This is a genomic window from Nostoc mirabile CHAB5784 (genome assembly GCF_020829645.1).
GTDB lineage: Bacteria > Cyanobacteriota > Cyanobacteriia > Cyanobacteriales > Nostocaceae > Nostoc > Nostoc mirabile.
On sequence record NZ_JAIVFS010000028.1, the window covers coordinates 81270 to 98163 of the forward strand.

General features: G+C 41.8%; 14 protein-coding genes and 2 pseudogenes. 6 read left to right on the forward strand and 10 right to left on the reverse strand.

Annotated features, from left to right (window positions below):
• Window positions 1-257: 257 nt before the first annotated feature.
• Window positions 258-512: an acyl carrier protein gene (acpP, locus tag LC653_RS19310; protein ID WP_229496217.1), complete on the reverse strand. Its 255-nt coding sequence runs from the start codon at window positions 510-512 to the stop codon at window positions 258-260.
• A 421-nt stretch (window positions 513-933) separates the two neighbouring features.
• On the opposite strand from acpP, the gene LC653_RS19315 reads away from it, so the two are divergent.
• The gene (locus LC653_RS19315; protein WP_229496218.1) at window positions 934-1839 is read left to right on the forward strand and encodes a CoB--CoM heterodisulfide reductase iron-sulfur subunit B family protein; all 906 of its coding nucleotides are present in this window, start codon (window positions 934-936) and stop codon (window positions 1837-1839) included.
• A gap of 564 nt (window positions 1840-2403) precedes the next feature.
• Window positions 2404-3456 (forward strand): UDP-3-O-(3-hydroxymyristoyl)glucosamine N-acyltransferase, encoded by a 1053-nt coding sequence (gene lpxD / locus LC653_RS19320; protein WP_229496219.1) that lies wholly within the window; start codon window positions 2404-2406, stop codon window positions 3454-3456.
• A gap of 658 nt (window positions 3457-4114) precedes the next feature.
• Here the strand turns inward: lpxD and LC653_RS46855 are convergent.
• The 6 genes and pseudogenes from LC653_RS46855 to LC653_RS19340 form a co-directional block, all read right to left on the reverse strand.
• Window positions 4115-4258: pseudogene (locus tag LC653_RS46855) on the reverse strand (ATP-binding protein); the annotation flags it as partial.
• A complete protein-coding gene (locus tag LC653_RS46860; RefSeq protein WP_308189105.1) occupies window positions 4246-6507 on the reverse strand; it encodes a GAF domain-containing protein in 2262 nt (753 codons plus the stop codon). The gene LC653_RS46860 and the pseudogene LC653_RS46855, both read right to left, overlap by 13 nt.
• Window positions 6474-8021: pseudogene (locus LC653_RS46865) on the reverse strand (serine/threonine protein kinase); the annotation flags it as partial. The pseudogene LC653_RS46865 and the gene LC653_RS46860, both read right to left, overlap by 34 nt.
• Window positions 8022-8533: 512 nt before the next feature.
• Window positions 8534-9769 (reverse strand): BaiN/RdsA family NAD(P)/FAD-dependent oxidoreductase, encoded by a 1236-nt coding sequence (locus LC653_RS19330; protein WP_229496220.1) that lies wholly within the window; start codon window positions 9767-9769, stop codon window positions 8534-8536.
• 52 nt (window positions 9770-9821) lie between these two features.
• Window positions 9822-9983 carry a rubredoxin gene (gene rd, locus LC653_RS19335; RefSeq protein ID WP_229496222.1) on the reverse strand — a complete coding sequence of 54 codons (162 nt, stop codon included), beginning with the start codon at window positions 9981-9983 and terminating at the stop codon, window positions 9822-9824.
• Between the two features lie 328 nt (window positions 9984-10311).
• Window positions 10312-10506, reverse strand: coding sequence for a hypothetical protein (locus tag LC653_RS19340; protein WP_100901319.1), 195 nt, complete (start codon window positions 10504-10506; stop codon window positions 10312-10314).
• A 421-nt stretch (window positions 10507-10927) separates the two neighbouring features.
• On the opposite strand from LC653_RS19340, the gene LC653_RS19345 reads away from it, so the two are divergent.
• Window positions 10928-11494, forward strand: a complete 567-nt coding sequence (locus LC653_RS19345) for an SRPBCC family protein (protein ID WP_229496243.1) — start codon at window positions 10928-10930, stop codon at window positions 11492-11494.
• Between the two features lie 208 nt (window positions 11495-11702).
• Here LC653_RS19345 and clpB read toward each other — a convergent pair whose 3' ends face one another.
• From clpB to LC653_RS19360, 3 genes are all read right to left on the reverse strand, one after another.
• On the reverse strand, window positions 11703-14321 hold the full coding sequence (clpB, locus tag LC653_RS19350; RefSeq protein WP_229496224.1) for an ATP-dependent chaperone ClpB: 2619 nt from the start codon (window positions 14319-14321) through the stop codon (window positions 11703-11705).
• A 190-nt stretch (window positions 14322-14511) separates the two neighbouring features.
• Complete coding sequence (locus LC653_RS19355) at window positions 14512-14913, reverse strand: HNH endonuclease (protein WP_229496226.1); 402 nt, start codon at window positions 14911-14913, stop codon at window positions 14512-14514.
• Window positions 14910-15272 carry a hypothetical protein gene (locus LC653_RS19360; RefSeq protein ID WP_229496228.1) on the reverse strand — a complete coding sequence of 121 codons (363 nt, stop codon included), beginning with the start codon at window positions 15270-15272 and terminating at the stop codon, window positions 14910-14912. Before LC653_RS19360 ends, LC653_RS19355 begins: the two co-directional genes overlap by 4 nt.
• A gap of 289 nt (window positions 15273-15561) precedes the next feature.
• On the opposite strand from LC653_RS19360, the gene LC653_RS19365 reads away from it, so the two are divergent.
• Genes LC653_RS19365 through LC653_RS19375 form a run of 3 tightly spaced genes read left to right on the forward strand, consistent with a single transcriptional unit; the run spans window position 15562 to window position 16607 of the window.
• Complete coding sequence (locus tag LC653_RS19365) at window positions 15562-15945, forward strand: surface-adhesin E family protein (protein WP_229496230.1); 384 nt, start codon at window positions 15562-15564, stop codon at window positions 15943-15945.
• Window positions 15946-15999: 54 nt separating this feature from the next.
• The gene (locus tag LC653_RS19370) at window positions 16000-16245 is read left to right on the forward strand and encodes a hypothetical protein (RefSeq protein WP_229496232.1); all 246 of its coding nucleotides are present in this window, start codon (window positions 16000-16002) and stop codon (window positions 16243-16245) included.
• 47 nt (window positions 16246-16292) lie between these two features.
• Window positions 16293-16607, forward strand: a complete 315-nt coding sequence (locus tag LC653_RS19375) for a helix-turn-helix domain-containing protein (protein ID WP_229496233.1) — start codon at window positions 16293-16295, stop codon at window positions 16605-16607.
• The last annotated feature ends 287 nt before the right edge of the window (window positions 16608-16894 follow it).

The window sequence follows — 16894 nt, forward strand, 5'->3', positions numbered from 1 at the left end:
ATTCAGTTAAAGGTGGCGAAAAAGCAGCAGGCATTAAACAGTGCTGAGTTCTGAGTCTGAGTTCTGAGTTTTGGAAGCACCCAAAGATGGAGAAAACTCCGAACTTTTGCCTCCTAAAACTCTAACTCCTAAACCCTGTACAGACGCGATTAATCGCGTCTCTCAGCACTCAGTGAAAAGTTAAAGCAGTGGTTTTTGCCTAGATGCCCAGAGGGGGCATGGCATTGCCATCTAAACTTCAAAGACTCAAAACTTTTTTAAGCTGATGCGGTAACTTTGTTATTGATGTAATCTACTGCGTCTTGAACCGTTAAAATCTGCTCGGCAGCTTCGTCGGGAATTTCGATATCAAATTCTTCTTCCAAGGCCATCACCAGTTCAACAGTATCCAAGGAATCTGCTCCTAGATCGTCCATAAACTTGGACTGGGGTGTGATTTTGGTAGCATCTTCGACACTCAATTGTTCGGCGACGATTTTTTTGACCTTATCAAAAAGTTCCGTTTGGCTCATAAATAATAAAAGTCCTTAACCAGTTGCTAGGTTCTGCTCTTTATGGGAAACATTGTTTTGAGCATATACATCTTATCGTCAAGCGCGATCGCCCGTATACTACCAAGGGTTTTTCTGTTAGAAAATCCCTCCCTTTCCTCAAGAGAATCGGGTAAGTTTTCTTAGAATTGGGTAGGGGAGTGGGCTACGCCATTGCCAACAGCATGTAAATGTTTCGGTTGTCCAATTATTGCTAACTTTTTTTACAATGTCTCGGTCAGTATTTAAAGCCTTGCTAGCAATCAAAATATATAGACGCTGCGGCTTTGAACCTAGACGGTTAAAGAGACGGTGAACATCAAACATCAGAGCTTAAATGCTAACAAGGAATAATAAAACAGTTATTGTTTTAGAGCGATCGCTCTAACCCAAACATACCTCTATGCTATCTCAGACACTCAAATACGCTTATTTTCCTGGATGTGTTGCCCAAGGGGCCTGTCGGGAACTTTACCAGTCAACTCAAGCGCTTACCCAAGCACTGGGCATTGAACTAGTTGAACTTAAAAAAGCTGCTTGCTGCGGATCTGGGACATTTAAAGAAGATTCTAAACTGCTGGAAGATACAGTTAACGCCAGAAATATTGCCCTAGCAGAAGAATTAAATTTGCCCTTACTTACCCATTGCAGCACTTGTCAAGGTGTTATTGGTCATGTCAACGAACACCTGAAAGAATGTAAGACTTCTGACCCTGCCTACATTCAACAGGTTAATGGCTTACTGGATAAAGAAGGCTGTTCACCTTATCGCGGCACTACCGACGTTAAACATCTTCTCTACGCCTTGGTAACAGATTACGGTTTAGAGGAAATTACCAAACGTGTCACCCGGAAGTTAACTGGATTAAAATGCGCGGCTTTTTATGGCTGTTATCTCCTCCGCGCCCAAAAATCTATGCCCTATGATGACCCGTTCCAACCGGAAGCGATGGAAAATATGTTTCGGGCGGTGGATGCGACACCAATTTATTACCGAGGCCGGACACAATGTTGTGGTTGGCCCCTGGCTAGTTATGCCACTACCCAATCTTTCAAGATGGCGGGGATGCATATTCAGGACGCTTTGACATCTGGTGCTGACTGTATAGTTACACCTTGTCCTTTGTGCCACTTAAATTTAGATTCGCGTCAGCCAGAGGTGGAAAAGGTGATTGAGCAAAAGTTAGGTTTACCAGTGCTGCATTTACCCCAGTTGATTGCTTTGGCACTTGGGGTTAGTCCAAAAGAACTGGGTTTAGATCGCCACGTTGTTTCTACAAAGCCAGTATTGGAGAAATTAGGATTTTAGTAGGACTAGGGACTGTTTTCAAACTCGAAGATCCCCCCTAACCCCCCTTAAAAAGGGGGGAAAAGAAACTCTAAGAGCAAGCCTTGGAAAGGGGGGTTGGGGGGATCTTCAAAGACTAGGGTGCTTAAAGAGAGGTTTGAAAACACGACCTAGCCCTTTCAAGATGACTCGTAAAATAAGATTGTTTTTTCTCAGCGCTCTCTGCGGCTAATAAGGTTAAATAAATTATTTTTAAACCGCAGAGGCGCAGAGGACACAGAGTAAAGAGTTTAAAGAGGAATTTATTAACCAAAATTTTTACCTACCTTGAAAGGGCTAGTACCGCTACGCAAAAGTCAAAAGTCAAAAGTCATTTATTTTAGGGCTTTGAACGATTGAGAATGGTATCTTCATTTCCGCCACGCTGTACTAGTACTATTTAGTTTGTGTTTGCCAGTTGCTACAACGGGGAGGCAGCGCAGTCTTGGGGGTTTCCCCCATGAGCGACTGCCGTGGGAACCCCAGCAACGCGCTGGCTTCCACTATGCTATGCGTCTACGAAATTACTTTTGAATATATCCAACAATGAAATTCAGCGAAATCCTCGGCCAATTTGGTGATGCCGCTATCAATCATAGTTTGACTAGCAACCCAGACGATGACCCAGAAATTATAGGGGTAGCAGCCATTGATGAAGCTACTATCGGTACTCTCAGCTACGTAGAAGGGGCAAAGTTTGGGTCTTTTATCGGCAAGACCAATGCTAGTGCTTTAATTTTGCCCCAGGATGAAAAATTACAGGTGCTTGCACAAGAGAGCGGTATTGTCTGGCTAGCAACCCCAGATCCGCGATTATTGTTTGCCAAAGCGATCGCACTTTTTTATCAACCATATCGGCCTATCCCAGAAATTCATCCCACTGCTGTGATTCACTCCACCGCAAAAGTTGGTAGTGATGTTTACATTGGCCCCCATGCTGTGATTCAACAAGGGGTAGAAATTGGCGATGGGGCAATTATTCATCCCAATGTGGTGATTTATCCAGATGCCAAAATAGGCGATCGCACCACCTTGCACGCTAACTGTACCATCCACGAACGCACCCGCATCGGTGCAGATTGTGTGATTCATAGTGGTGCTGTCATTGGTGCAGAAGGCTTTGGTTTTGTTCCTACTCGTACTGGTTGGTTGAAAATGGAACAATCTGGCTGTACAGTCTTAGAAGATGGCGTGGAAGTTGGCTGCAACAGTGCCATTGACCGCCCAGCCGTTGGAGAAACACGGATAGGCTGCAATACAGTAATTGATAACTTAGTGCAAATAGGTCACGGTTGCCAAATTGGTGCAGGCTGTGCGATCGCAGGTCAGGTTGGCATGGCCGGAGGTGTTAAGCTGGGAAATCACGTTATTTTGGCTGGACAAACAGGAATAGCCAATCAAGTGAAGATTGGAGATGGGGCGATGACATCTGCTCAAAGTGGAATTCACAGCGATGTTGCACCAGGAGAAGTTGTCTGCGGATCTCCAGCCATTCCTTACAAACTATATCTCAAGGTATGTGCTGTTTATAATCGCCTGCCAGATATGTATCAATCGTTAAAACAATTACAACGTAAATCCAAAAATAACAATGAGTGAAGAAGGCATGAGGTTGGAATTACCCACATTTTTGTAACATTCTCATCTAGTCCGCCTCAGAATGAATTCTGAGTCTAATAGCGAAAGTCGTCTTTAGACGACTAACAAAAGGTTATAAGCTAAGGGACTTCCAAGAAATAAATTATCCAAATAAACGAACCACAGAGACGCAGAGAACACAGAGGAATAAGGAGGAGAGAGTTTTTTGAGTATTTTTTTATTTGGAAGTCCCTAATGAGCATTTAAGTTGCATAAAAGCAGGACTGGAGCCGCTTACTACAAGCGAATCAATCTGGAAAAATAAATGACCGTCGCTTCTCGAAATTCAAAATTATCAATTCAAAATTCAAAATTAATTAAATAATTTTTCAATTTTCACTTCTTTATTATCTGAATTTTGAACTTGAAATTGAATGTTCGTGCAACGGTCTTGCGCCAAGAATTTATTAATGGAGGTATAAAAAGCGCAGCATCAGAAGTATCAAGCCCCCGGATAAATCCTTTGGGGATTAATAATGCGTGAATTTTGAATGCGTGAATTTTGAATTCCCCGAAGGGGTTGACGATTAGCTTAGTCCGTTTTAACGGACTTTAGCTATGAGCCGCTGAACTTCAGTTCTGGGCGGTTTCTGTATAGAACGAAATAGCCCTGCCTCCTTCAATTCACAGGGATGACGATACCTGCGGTGGGCAGAGCCAACACAAATTGTGTGCCTTCACCAACTTCAGACTGCACAATGATTTGACCACCATGTTTTTCTACCACAATTTGACGAGCGATCGCTAATCCTAATCCTGTACCTTGACCAACTCCTTTAGTTGTAAATAAATGTCTTTGAGATAATCTAATGCTGGGGTAATATTTCCGGCAATAAAGCCTACAGGATTGTTAATTTCATGGGCGACACCTGCAACTAAATTACCCAATGCTGACATTTTCTCACTTTGTACAAGTTGCAATTGAGCTTTTTGTAAGTCTTGCAATGCTTGTTGCGACTGTTGATAAAGTCGAGCATTTTCTAGAGAAATTCCGGCTTGGGTACAAAGAAAGTTAATAACTACTAGCCGCTCAACTGTAAATACACCTTGAGTTAAGCTGTTTTCTAGATAAATAATTCCAACTAAATGCCCTTGATTGAGAATTGGTATACACAAAGCACTTTTAGGTTGATATTGCAACATATAATCGCCAATTACACCACTGATTTCGGTTTGGCAATTGTCAATTACAAGAGGTTCTAATGTATGCTTAACGTATTGAATCAGTTGTACAGGAACCTCTTGACAATCATCTAATCTTTGTGAGTAAAGAACTGTTGTCAGTTGCTGATTACCGGGATTAATAGAGGCGATCGCTTGAATTTGCCATTCATTTTTATCTGGTAGAATTAATACACATTTTCTGGCTCCAGCATTTTCCAAAATAAGTTTAGTGAGATTAGCGATTAATTCGTCTAATTGGATGCTGCGGGAAATGACTTGAGCTACTTTGAGGACAGATCCAAAATCTAAGACATCAGAAATACTAATATTATTAGAACTAGAACTAAGTCTTGATTTGGAAATTGAAGTGCTGCCAATAGCGGCTATAGTTTCTAGAGAGTTGAAGTTGAGTTTTTGTTGTTGCAGAATAGGTTGGAGTAGCTGAGGATAGCGTTTTTCTAAGTCATCAGTTTTTGCCTTAGCGCCCCATTTGGCATAGCAATAGTAAGCTTCTTGCATATATGCCTGAGCTACTTTTTCTTTTCCCAATTCTAGGTATAACTTGGCTGCAAGTTCGTTGGCGATGGCTTCTTCTTGGATATAGCCGTTTTCTTTGGCGAGGGAGATAGAGCGATCATACAATTCGATTGCTTTGTTTTTTTGCTGTAAAACTCGATGCCGTTCTGCCTCAATTAAGTAAAATTTGTGCTGATGATTCATTGGGGCATGATGCGCCCATTTTTTCAACTTTTTTTGGTGGGAACTTACTTTTTTAATAATTTGTTTTTGCTCAATAACGGTTGATTGTGGATAAAGAGCCAGTTTTGCTAATGCATCATAAAAATAAACTATTGGTACTACTGCTGCCGATGTTACCCCATCTAAATAAGTTATGGCATTAATCGCTGCCTCTGAGGCTTCAGCATAATTTTCAAACAGATAGCAAAGTATTAATTCATTGGCATAGCTAAAACTTAATCCAGTGCGATCGCCTGCTTGTTCTTGTAATGTGCGAATGGTTTTGGCATCATAAACAGAACCTGATAATTTACTAGGATTAGTAGATTCCCCCAACAGATTTTTGATGGCTTGACGAAATGTATTTATATATGTGTAAGGTTTTTCCTGTTTAAATTGCTTGTATACTTCAGCATAATCTCCCATCTGTTTATCTAACTCAGATAATTCCTGAGCGAGAAAATACCCATGAAAATTACAACTATAACTAGCCCATGAGGCATATTCAATATCTCCCGTTTCTAAACCTATTTGATAAGCTTCGATTAACGGTGCAATTGTCTCTTGAAGGTGTTGATGCCAGTGATTGACAAATGTTTCAACAATGAAAAAGGTTTTAGCTTTTAATTCCTGATCATTAAATTTTTCCAGAACTTGTAATGCTAATTGACCAAATTCATAACCTGCTTGAATATTACCGACAACACCACACTGAATCAATCCATACCAGGCATAGCCAAATGCAGATTCTGCCGCATTACCATACTGCATTGATAAATTGACTTCGCTCAAAATAATTGGTGGTAGTAAATCTGGACGAGCAATATAAGCCGTTGAATTCGTACTAGCCAGAATTCGGATTGCTGCTAGTTGTTCGCCCCCAGTCATGTTAGGCAAGTCAATTAAAGCTAACGGAGATTTACCTAGCAATCGTAATGTTATTTTGCCTAAACCGAGTAATGTTTGGGTTTGACTTGCTTGAGGAGAGAGTTTAATACCTAAAAGATTCAGTAGTGCGATCGCAGTCTGAATTGAATTATCAAAACGACTTTGAGCTAAATAAGATTGGATTTGAATCGCATCAACTTCAGAGAGGCTGAATCTGCCCACTGCAAATCATCTAAGAACATCACTAGGGGATGTTCTTTAGTTGTAAATACCTCTACAAACTTCTGAAATAGTAAATTAAAGCGATTCTGTACCCCATTTCCTGATAACTTTGGTGCAGGTAGTTGTTGACCAATAATTATTTCTAATTCAGGAATAACTTCAATAATTACTTGTCCATTTTCGCCGACAGCTTCCAGAATACTAGTTTTCCATTGATGTAGCTGTTGGTCGCTTTCTGTTAACAACTGCATCATTAAATTCCGAAAAGCTTGCACAAATGCAGAGAAGGGAATATTGCGATTAAATTGGTCAAATTTACCTTTAATGAAATAACCCCGTTGTTTAAGAATGGGTTTATGAACCTCATTAACTACAGCAGTTTTACCAATACCGGAAAAACCTGCTACTAACATCAGTTCAACCCCCCTTAGTCCCCCCTTACCAAGGGGGGATTCAGGGGGGTTAGCGACTCTCTCAAAGGCTGCTAGTAGTTGCTGAACTTCGTTTTCTCGTCCGTATAATTTTTCTCTGAGGAGGAAGCGATCGCACACATCCCTGGTTGCAATTTTAAAGGTCTTAATCTTATCTGTAAAATTGAGTTGTTCTAGACAAGTTTGCAAATCATATTTCAAACCCAATGCACTCTGATAGCGGTCTTCAGCATTTTTTGCCATCAACTTCATCACAATGTCACAGAGAACTTGGGGAACTGTTTCTTCATTTTTGAATGTTGTTAGCGCAGCGTTAGCGAGTCCGCGTACTCCTTCGGAGAAGCAAGCTACGCGCAGCGTCTCGTAGAGAGCGTCATTTTTAATTTTAAATTGATCCGGTTGTTTGGCAATATGACAATGTAGCAACTCCATTGGATCATCAGTCAAAAATGGCAGTTGTCCCGTCAACAATTCAAAAAAAGTGACTCCCAGTGCATAGAAATCTGCCCGATAATCAATCCCTCGATTCATCCGTCCAGTTTGTTCTGGTGCAAGATAGGCTAGTGTCCCTTCTAGAACATTAGGATTTTTAATTTCCTGGGTTTCTTTGGGTAATAATGAAGCAATACTAAAATCGATGATTTTAACTTGCTTTGTCTCTGGGTGAATTAAGATATTTGCAGGTTTGATGTCTTTGTGGATAATCTGGTGATGGTGCAGATAGTTGAGGATATCCGCAAGTTGGATGGCAATTTCCAAAAACTCCGTTGATGCTAGTGGTTGATTTTGAACATAGTCTCGTAGTGAAGTACCGCCAAAATCTTCCATCACTAATGCATAGCTATTGCGGTAGGTTTCTAAACTATATGGACGAATAATCCCCGGACTATCTAGATTTTTGGCAATGGTATACTGGTTACGAAACTGCAACAGTTCACTGAAGGTTGGGTAGTCGCGCTGTAGCAATTTGACCACAACGCCAAGCTGATCTACTTCTCTTATGCCTCGATAGACCACTGTTCTAGAGCCAGCATAGAGTTTTTCTATTAGTTGATATCGGGGAATTATGGCGATCGCATCCATTTGTACTTACCTTACCGCACAAGTTTCATGGCAGAAATTTATACGCTTAGTATGCCCTTAACTTGAGTATTGATAACGGTTGTTACATTAGGGACTTCCAAGAAATAAATTACCCAAATAAACGTAGACGCAAAGCGGTGAGGGGGTCGCAGTCTTGGCGGTTCCCGTCGATTGCGTTAGCGCAGCGTTAGCGACGTTAGGAGCGTCACCCCCGAACCCGGAGGGCTTGCCGCAGGCTACCACTCCAGACACAGAGAACACAGAGGAATGAGGAGAGAGAGCTTTTTCGTAAATTTATTGGGTATTTTTTTATTTGGAAGTCCCTTACTGACATTTGCCAGCAGGCTTATAAGTAGATGATTAGCGTGTAGAGATGTGTGAGCAAAGCGGCACAAAAGTAGTCTATCAAGCTAGTTTTGAGAGTTTGTAGTAAGGACTTTAGTGCTTAGAAAACAAGGACTAAAGTCCTTACTACGAACTTGTTTACTCCTCAATTCAAAGCTGACAGACTACTAATCGCTAGTCGCCATTGCTATGCCTGCTAAATAGCCTGTTGTCCAAGCACTTTGGAAGTTAAATCCACCGGTGACGCCATCAATATCTAAGATTTCTCCGGCAAAATAAAGGCCCGCAACTAACCTACTTTCCATCGTCTTGAAGTTGACTTCTTTGAGGTTGACACCGCCACAGGTAACAAATTCTTCTTTGAAGGCTCCTTTACCACTAATTAAATATTGTCCCTGAGTTAGTTCCTGCACCAGTTTATTTAAGGTTTTACTAGATATTTCTGCCCAACGGTCTTCTGTGGTAATGCCTGCACGGGCAATGATATATTGCCAGAGACGATGGGGGAGATCAACGCCGCGATGCAATGCGATCGCTTTCTTTCCCCATTCATCTTTAACTGCTAAAACTTTTTCTCGTACTTGTTCTTGGTGCAAATTAGGCAGCCAATTAATCAATAATGTGGCTTGATAGCGGCTTTCGTGCAGAACTCTCGCACCCCAAGCAGAAAGCTTCAGAACTGCGGGGCCACTCAAACCCCAGTGAGTAATTAGCAATGGCCCAATTTGTTGTAATTGGGATTTTCCGCCCGCAGATAACCGCAATTGTACAGGGTTAACACTAACTCCAGCTAAAGCCCGCAATTGAGGATCAGCAATGTTAAAGGTAAATAGAGAGGGTACTGGCGGTTCTATTTGATGACCTAACTCTTTGACAATTTTATAACCTACCAGGCTGCTGCCGGTCGCAAGAAGTAGGCGATCGCATTGAATCGGATCTCCCGACTTCAGATGAATATCAAACCCTCCATCTGCTGCGGTTATCACCGAAGTTACGTGTGTACCGATACGGAGTTTGACACCAGATGTCGCCACCGCTTTAATCAGACATTCCACAATGGTTTCTGAAGTATTGGTGACAGGAAACATCCGGCCATCGGCTTCAGTTTTTAGATAGACTCCACCAGCAGCAAACCAAGCTACTGTGTCTTGAGTCCCAAACCGAGTCAAAGCACCCCGCAAAGCTTTTGCACCTCTGGGGTAATTTTGCACTAACTCCTCAGGCAAAAAGCAAGCGTGAGTAACGTTGCAGCGTCCGCCACCAGAAATTAGCACTTTCGCTAGGGGTTGGCGACTGGCTTCAAGTAAAGTAACTTGGGCATCAGGATTGGCTTTAGCACAAGCGATCGCGCCAAAAAATCCTGCTGCCCCACCCCCAATAACTACGATTCGTAACGGTAGCAAGTTCTAAAATTTCTCAATAGCACGTACTTTACTAGGCTAGCCGTTATCTTCACTATTCAACTAGTTCAAATTGATCTTTTGTGGCACCACAAGTCGGACATACCCAATCATCTGGTATATTTTCAAAGGCTGTTCCTGGCGCTATATCGCTATCTGGATCGCCTACTTCTGGGTCATATTCATAGCCGCAAACAGTACATATATACTTTGCCATGTTCGTTTCCTCTAGTAAATTGTTGGCTTTGCTTCAGTATTAAATACTTCTGGTAGTTAGTCAAAATAGGCTTAGTCATTAGTCCAAGAGAAACCACGCCCACCCAACGCCAATACGGTTCGGTTAAGCCCGAAAAATGAAAATGTGTAGGTTGGGTTGAGGAACGAAACCCAACATATTGTGGGATTTGTTGGGTAACACGAATGTTCAACCCAACCTACAAATATTCTTAACCGAACCGTATTGGGAGTGGTGCGATATATACCAAAAACTCTTGTATCTTAGACCAATGACCAATGACAAATGACAAATGACAAATGACAAATAACTAAAAACGCCACCATGTCCTTTGAACATAACTGATAATCGCGATCGCGATCGCCCCTAGTAGCAGTAGCCAAATTATTCCACCTGGAATAAAAGTGAGAATACCAAAACCTCTCAGTACCCAGACGGCTACACTAATGCCGAGAAGGATACCGAAAATCTGGATTAATCTACGATTTAAAGAAGATTGACTCACCTACTTTTCCTCTCAACTCAACAGAGATTACACTTGATATTGACAATAAAATATGAAGTTACGATGAAGTTGCAGTTTCATCAGAAATAACACGTAAAAATCGAGAGATGCTATCCAAACGTTGGGGTAAGATACTTGATATTAGGTCGTGTTTGTGCCATTCTAGCTGTTAATAACTTAGTTTTTAATTTATAAATACCGCTATTATCAAGTTTACTTAAATATTAATTGTGTTAATTGTGATAAGAACTACAGTTTTTACAGTAGAATAACTGAAATAATTACCAAAAACTCGCCGTTTCTGTAAAGGATAGGCATTACACTGGAACTAAAATTTAGTGAGTTGGATCTAAATCAAGTTTTATGGCTTGTAGTTTCAACTCTATTTAGGTGGATGAGTTGAGGAGTAACTAAAATCATGATGTCTGCGTCTCATATCTCAGACTCAATTATTGCAGGTTCAGATATGGCTTGGAATCAAGACAAGCAAAAGTTGCTGGTACAGGGTGAAATTTTAATAGAAACGCGATCGCACAAAAGCTGGGGTGGCGCGGTGACAGCCTGGATGTATGTGCCGATGGTGCGATCGCAAGTCTGGCAGCAATTAACTGATTACCCCCGGTGGGTGCAATATTTCCCCGATATCACTAAAAGCGAGATATTACATAAAGGTGAAGTCAAACGCCTGTATCAAGCAGCACAAAAAGCCTTTTTCTTTTTCACAGCTCAAGTTGAAATTTACCTTAACGTTGTAGAGGTGCTGGGGCAACAAATCCAATTTCGCATGGAAAAAGGGACTTTTGAGGATTTTAACGCCAATTTAGAACTCAAAGATTGCGGTAACGGCACAATACTTGCTTATACTGTGCAAGCTACACCTCTTATTCCAATTCCATCAATTTTCATTCAACAAGCAATGAATTTAGAGTTACCTGCAAATATGCGTAAAATGCGACAAGTACTTTGTAAGGGTCAAAATAATTCGTAATTCGTAATTCGTAATTCGTAATTATTACCTTACGAATGTTTTACAAAAAAACGCCAAGAGGCTCTTGCTTGACTTGGCGTTTTTTTGTGAAATGATCTTCAACGAAGAGGGAAGAGGACAAGGGGAAAGACTTGTTGCAAGTTCTCACTCAAGTCACTTTGTTCCTTGCTCCCTGCTCCCTGCTCCCTGCTCCCTGCCTCTTTCTCAATTAGCTGGTAAATACCTCAGCAGGTAAGCGACTAAAAGAAAGACGCTCATTTTGCACATCTACAAAGATGGTGTTGCCGTCGGTGAATTCACCGCGCAAGATGGCTTTAGCGATTTGAGTTTCTAACTCTCGCTGAATCGCCCGCTTCAGTGGACGCGCCCCATATACTGGGTCGTACCCTACTTCGGCTAAAAAGTCAAGTGCAGCATCCGAGAGCTTGAGGGATATTTTGCGATCGCTCAATCTTTGCCGCAATCTTTCCACTTGCAATAGCACAATATGCCGCAATTCTTTCTTATCTAAACCGTGGAAGATGATGATTTCGTCAATCCGGTTCAGGAACTCTGGACGGAAGCTATTTCGCATTGCTTCCATCACTCGACGGCGCATTTCGTCGTAGTGGGTGTTATCTCCGGCGACATCAAGAATATACTGCGAACCGATGTTGCTAGTCATGATGATAATAGCGTTCTTGAAGTCCACCTTATGACCTTGGGCATCAGTAACGCGACCATCATCAAGAATTTGCAAGAAGATATTAAATACATCGGGGTGTGCTTTCTCGATTTCGTCGAAAAGAATCACTGAGTAAGGACGGCGACGAATTGCTTCTGTAAGTTGTCCGCCTTCTTCGTAACCCACGTATCCTGGAGGCGCACCGATTAAGCGAGAGACGGCGTGTTTCTCCATATACTCAGACATATCGATTCGCACCAGCGCATCTTCGCTATCGAACATATACGCCGCCAGCGCTTTCGCCAACTCGGTTTTACCCACACCCGTAGGGCCAAGGAAAATAAAGCTAGCAATGGGACGATTGGGATCGGCTAATCCAGCCCGCGATCGCTGAATTGCATCGGCTACAGCTGTGACTGCTTCTTCTTGTCCAACCACGCGGCGGTGCAGTTCATCTTCTAAATGCAGCAGTTTTTCTTTCTCCGATTCCACCAACTTGCTGATAGGAATTCCTGTCCATTTAGAAATAATTTCGGCAATATCAGCTTCTGTGACTTCTTCCCGTAATAGTGATTTACCACTTCTTTGAGCGTTTGCCAATTCAGCTTCTACTGTTTCTAATTGACGGTGCAAACTGGTTAAATTGCCGTATTTCAACTCCGCAGCGCGGTTAAGGTCGTAGTCGCGTTCTGCTTGCTGAATCTCCAGGTTAACCCGTTCAATCTCTTTTTTAACAGACTGAATTTTGTCAATGATATCTTTTTCAGACTGCCATTGACTATTCAGGGTTCTTTGTTCTTCTTTGAGATCAGCAATTTCTTTTTCCAATTTTTCTAGACGTTCACGAGAAGCTGCATCACTTTCCTTTTTCAGCGAAAGCTTCTCCATTTCCAATTGCAGAATCTTGCGATCAATTTCGTCGAGTTCTTCTGGTTTGGAGGTAATCTCCATTTTTAATCTCGCGGCGGCTTCATCCACTAAGTCAATGGCTTTATCAGGAAGGAAGCGATCGCTAATATAACGACTCGACAATACGGCTGCTGCAACTAAAGCACTATCAGAAATCTTCACCCCGTGGTGGTTTTCATAACGTTCTCTCAACCCGCGCAAAATCGAAATACTATCTTCTACACTAGGCTGATCGACATAAACTTGCTGGAAGCGTCTTTCTAGTGCGGCATCTTTTTCGATATGTTTGCGGTATTCATCTAGAGTTGTCGCCCCAATACAGCGCAATTCGCCCCGCGCCAACATTGGTTTTAATAAGTTACCAGCATCCATCGCGCCTTGGCTTGCACCAGCGCCGACAACGGTGTGAATTTCATCAATAAATAAAACAATATTGCCGCCAGATTCGGTAACTTCTTTTAATACTGCTTTCAGACGTTCTTCAAATTCACCCCGGAATTTTGCCCCTGCAATCAAAGCACCCATATCTAAAGCGATTAGCTTGCGGTCTTTGAGGGATTGGGGTACATCACCTGCGATAATGCGCTGTGCTAATCCTTCAGCGATCGCAGTTTTACCAACACCTGGTTCACCAATTAGCACAGGGTTATTCTTGGTGCGGCGAGAGAGAATTTGGACAGTGCGACGAATCTCATCATCTCGCCCAATCACTGGATCGAGTTGACCTTTACGTGCAGCTTCTGTAAGGTCACGCCCGTACTTTTCCAGTGCTTCATATTTGCCTTCTGGATTTTGGTCGGTCACTTTTTGGCTCCCCCGAACTTGTTTAATAATATCTTTGAGTTTGCCTTCGTCTAAACCAAACTCTTGGAATAAAGCTTTGCCAAAGCGGTCATCTTTAGCGTAAGCCAGCAATAAGTGTTCAATTGAAATATATTCGTCTTGAAACTCTTTGCGATATCCGTCTGCTCGATCTAGAAGTGTATCCAAGCTGCGTCCTAAGTAGACAGAACTGCTGCTACCGGATACTTTTGGCTGACGTTGGAAAAATTGTTCAGTGCGATCGCGCAGTTTTTGGAGGTTAACACCCGCCTTAGTGAGAATCCCAGTTGCTAGACCATCTTGTTCTAGCAGCGCTTTCATCAGGTGTTCACTTTCAATTTGCTGTTGTTGATATTGTTTAACAATATCCGGGGTATGGGCGATCGCTTCCCAGGCTTTTTCTGTAAATTGGTTAGGATTAGTAGGTTGCATAGGCTTTTTCAGGAACGTAAAGGCGCAGCAGCTTGTCAGAGGCTACCACCAGAACACCAAGTAAATAAAATTTCTGTTCTCAATAGATATTGTATGAACAGCAGAGCGATCGCCTAGATCGGTGTTCACGTCTTGTAAAAGTCGTATTTTCCCGTAGTTCCGATTTCCCATTTATTGCTGTGCTGTACAACTACGGAAACAAACTCAAGCGAATCCATAATTGTCGGGCTGCCACTTGAGAAGCACTGTTCATCTCCAAATATTCTATAGTGACTTTTCCAGAGGAAGTAATGCCTATAATCTTGCCAGATTGAGTATCAACCTGAAAATGCTCACTCCACTTATCCTGTCTGGGATGAAAGAAATTAACTTCAATGTTGGAAGCAGGCATAATGCCACTAATACGAGTTCCTTTACGGAGATTACACGAGCGACACGCAAGAGCTAAATTTGCTTCGTCATTTTCCCCTTGCCGAGAGAGCGGGATGATATGCTCAACCTCAAACGGAAAGTTAAAGATTAGTTCAGGGGCTTGGCAGTACTCGCAACGATGGTTGGCACGTTGTGCGATCGCAGCGTAATACCGATTCACAAACTCTCTTGCTGTATCAATGCAGCTGTTCGGGCTGCTGCTGCTCTTAATTCAGCCTCAACCAAAGTATCCAACTCTGCTTGTTGCTCTGATGGTAATGCTTGCCCCTGATCTCGTGCCAACCGCCATAAACTCATTAATTTCGATAACCGTTTTTGTTGTTTAGCGCTAAAAAACGGGTCAGGGCTGAAATTTTGAATGACAAGCAGTGCGCTGAACTCCGTTTCACCCAACTGAATAGTTAACGCATCTAGGGCTTGCCCCGCAGTTTTGCCAACAGAGTGCTTATCCCCTGCAATGGCGCGATAAGTTTTTTCACCATCAGCATCAAAGATTGGCAAGATTGCTACTGTAGTCATGCTTCCAGTTTGGAATCCTTTGCCTCAAATTATAGCTCTACGCGAACAACACCTGAGCAAGTGATTGAGAATTGTAAAAAGCGATTATAGAAAATTCATACTTGCTTTATAAATTAGTTTTTACTTAAATGGTCTTACCAGATTAAGGTTTAGCAGAATTACTGAACCCATTATAGGTAATAGACAAATAAAATGTGGTATCTGATAAACCTGCTAAAAAGTAGTTATACTCTTGCAGGCAAAAATCCGATTTTAACCATGCAAAAGTTTTAATTAAGATATCAGTTTTATGAAACGAGTTATAGGATTAGCAATTGCTTCTTTAATAGCATTTCCTTCGACTGCATTGGCTGCTGATTGGGTTTTAGTTAGCGAAGCATCGGACGGTACTCGTATTTTTATTGATAACGAGTCGTATGAAAGACGAGGAGCCGTAGCGTGGTATTGGAGAATGAGAGAAGGAGTACAACCTGATGAAACCGGAGTGATTTCCACAAAATCCTTTGACTCTACAGACTGCCGTAATCGTACCTATCGCATAAGGCAATTAATTTCTTATAACAGCACAGGTGAAGTCATTTTTAGTATGAACGATGGAGATAATGAGCCTCTCAACAAATTTGTTCCTGGCACTGTGGGTGAGAGTATTTTTAAAGCAGTATGCTCTCGCTAACTGACAATTGATAAGTTTTTTATAGAAAGCAGATGGAAAAATAAGACAAGTACAATGAATTCACAAGCAGCTATCAAAGAAACTCTCAAAGCTTTTTCGATTAATATTGATGACATTATAGAGATACTTATTAAACAGAATTATTCCCAAGAAAGAGATTTGGAGCAGGTAAAGTTATATTTAAAAGATGTGAAATGGTCAAGTAGATATTTTATAAGGTCAACTACACTTAATCGCATTGAAAACAGCTTACCCCCGAAAGCTAAAGCTTACTATTTTTTTCTTAGAATGTATGGTTAACGTAAAGAGCAATTGAGTAAATCCGATACAGATACACAGTATTAGTCATGGATCAACTTAAAAAGGAACGTCTAGAAGCAAGGGGTTGGAAGGTTGGCACAGGTTCAGAATTTTTGGAACTAACGCCAGAAGAAAATGCTCTGATTGGAATCAAACTAGCACTTAGCCAGAGTTTAAAAGCACGACGACAAAAAGTAATGACACAAGTTGAATTAGCCGATAGAATTCACTCAAGTCAACCGCGTGTTGCTAAGGCAGAGAATGGTGATGCTTCAGTTTCAATTGAACTGTTGATACGTGCGATGCTGGCAACAGGTGCAACCCTTCAAGAAATTGGAAAGGTTATTGCCGAAGCTGGCTGAACCTGAGCATAAATCTAAATACGTACACCAAGCATGACGTATTAAAGTTCTTCTATCTTGCCGCCACACAGAGTTAACATGATTCCAGGTCGCCTAGTGGATGCTGAAAATGAATGACCCCTACGACTTTGAAGATGATGATTTCGATTATGAGGATGAGGTGCGAATCGTTGGCTAGAAACTAAGACCCATAAGGGTCTGGAGGATTAGCCGCAAGGTACAAAACCTTGATAACTGAATGACCATGTAGGTGAGAGCCAGTATCCTAGAACCCTCAAATCCTGCCC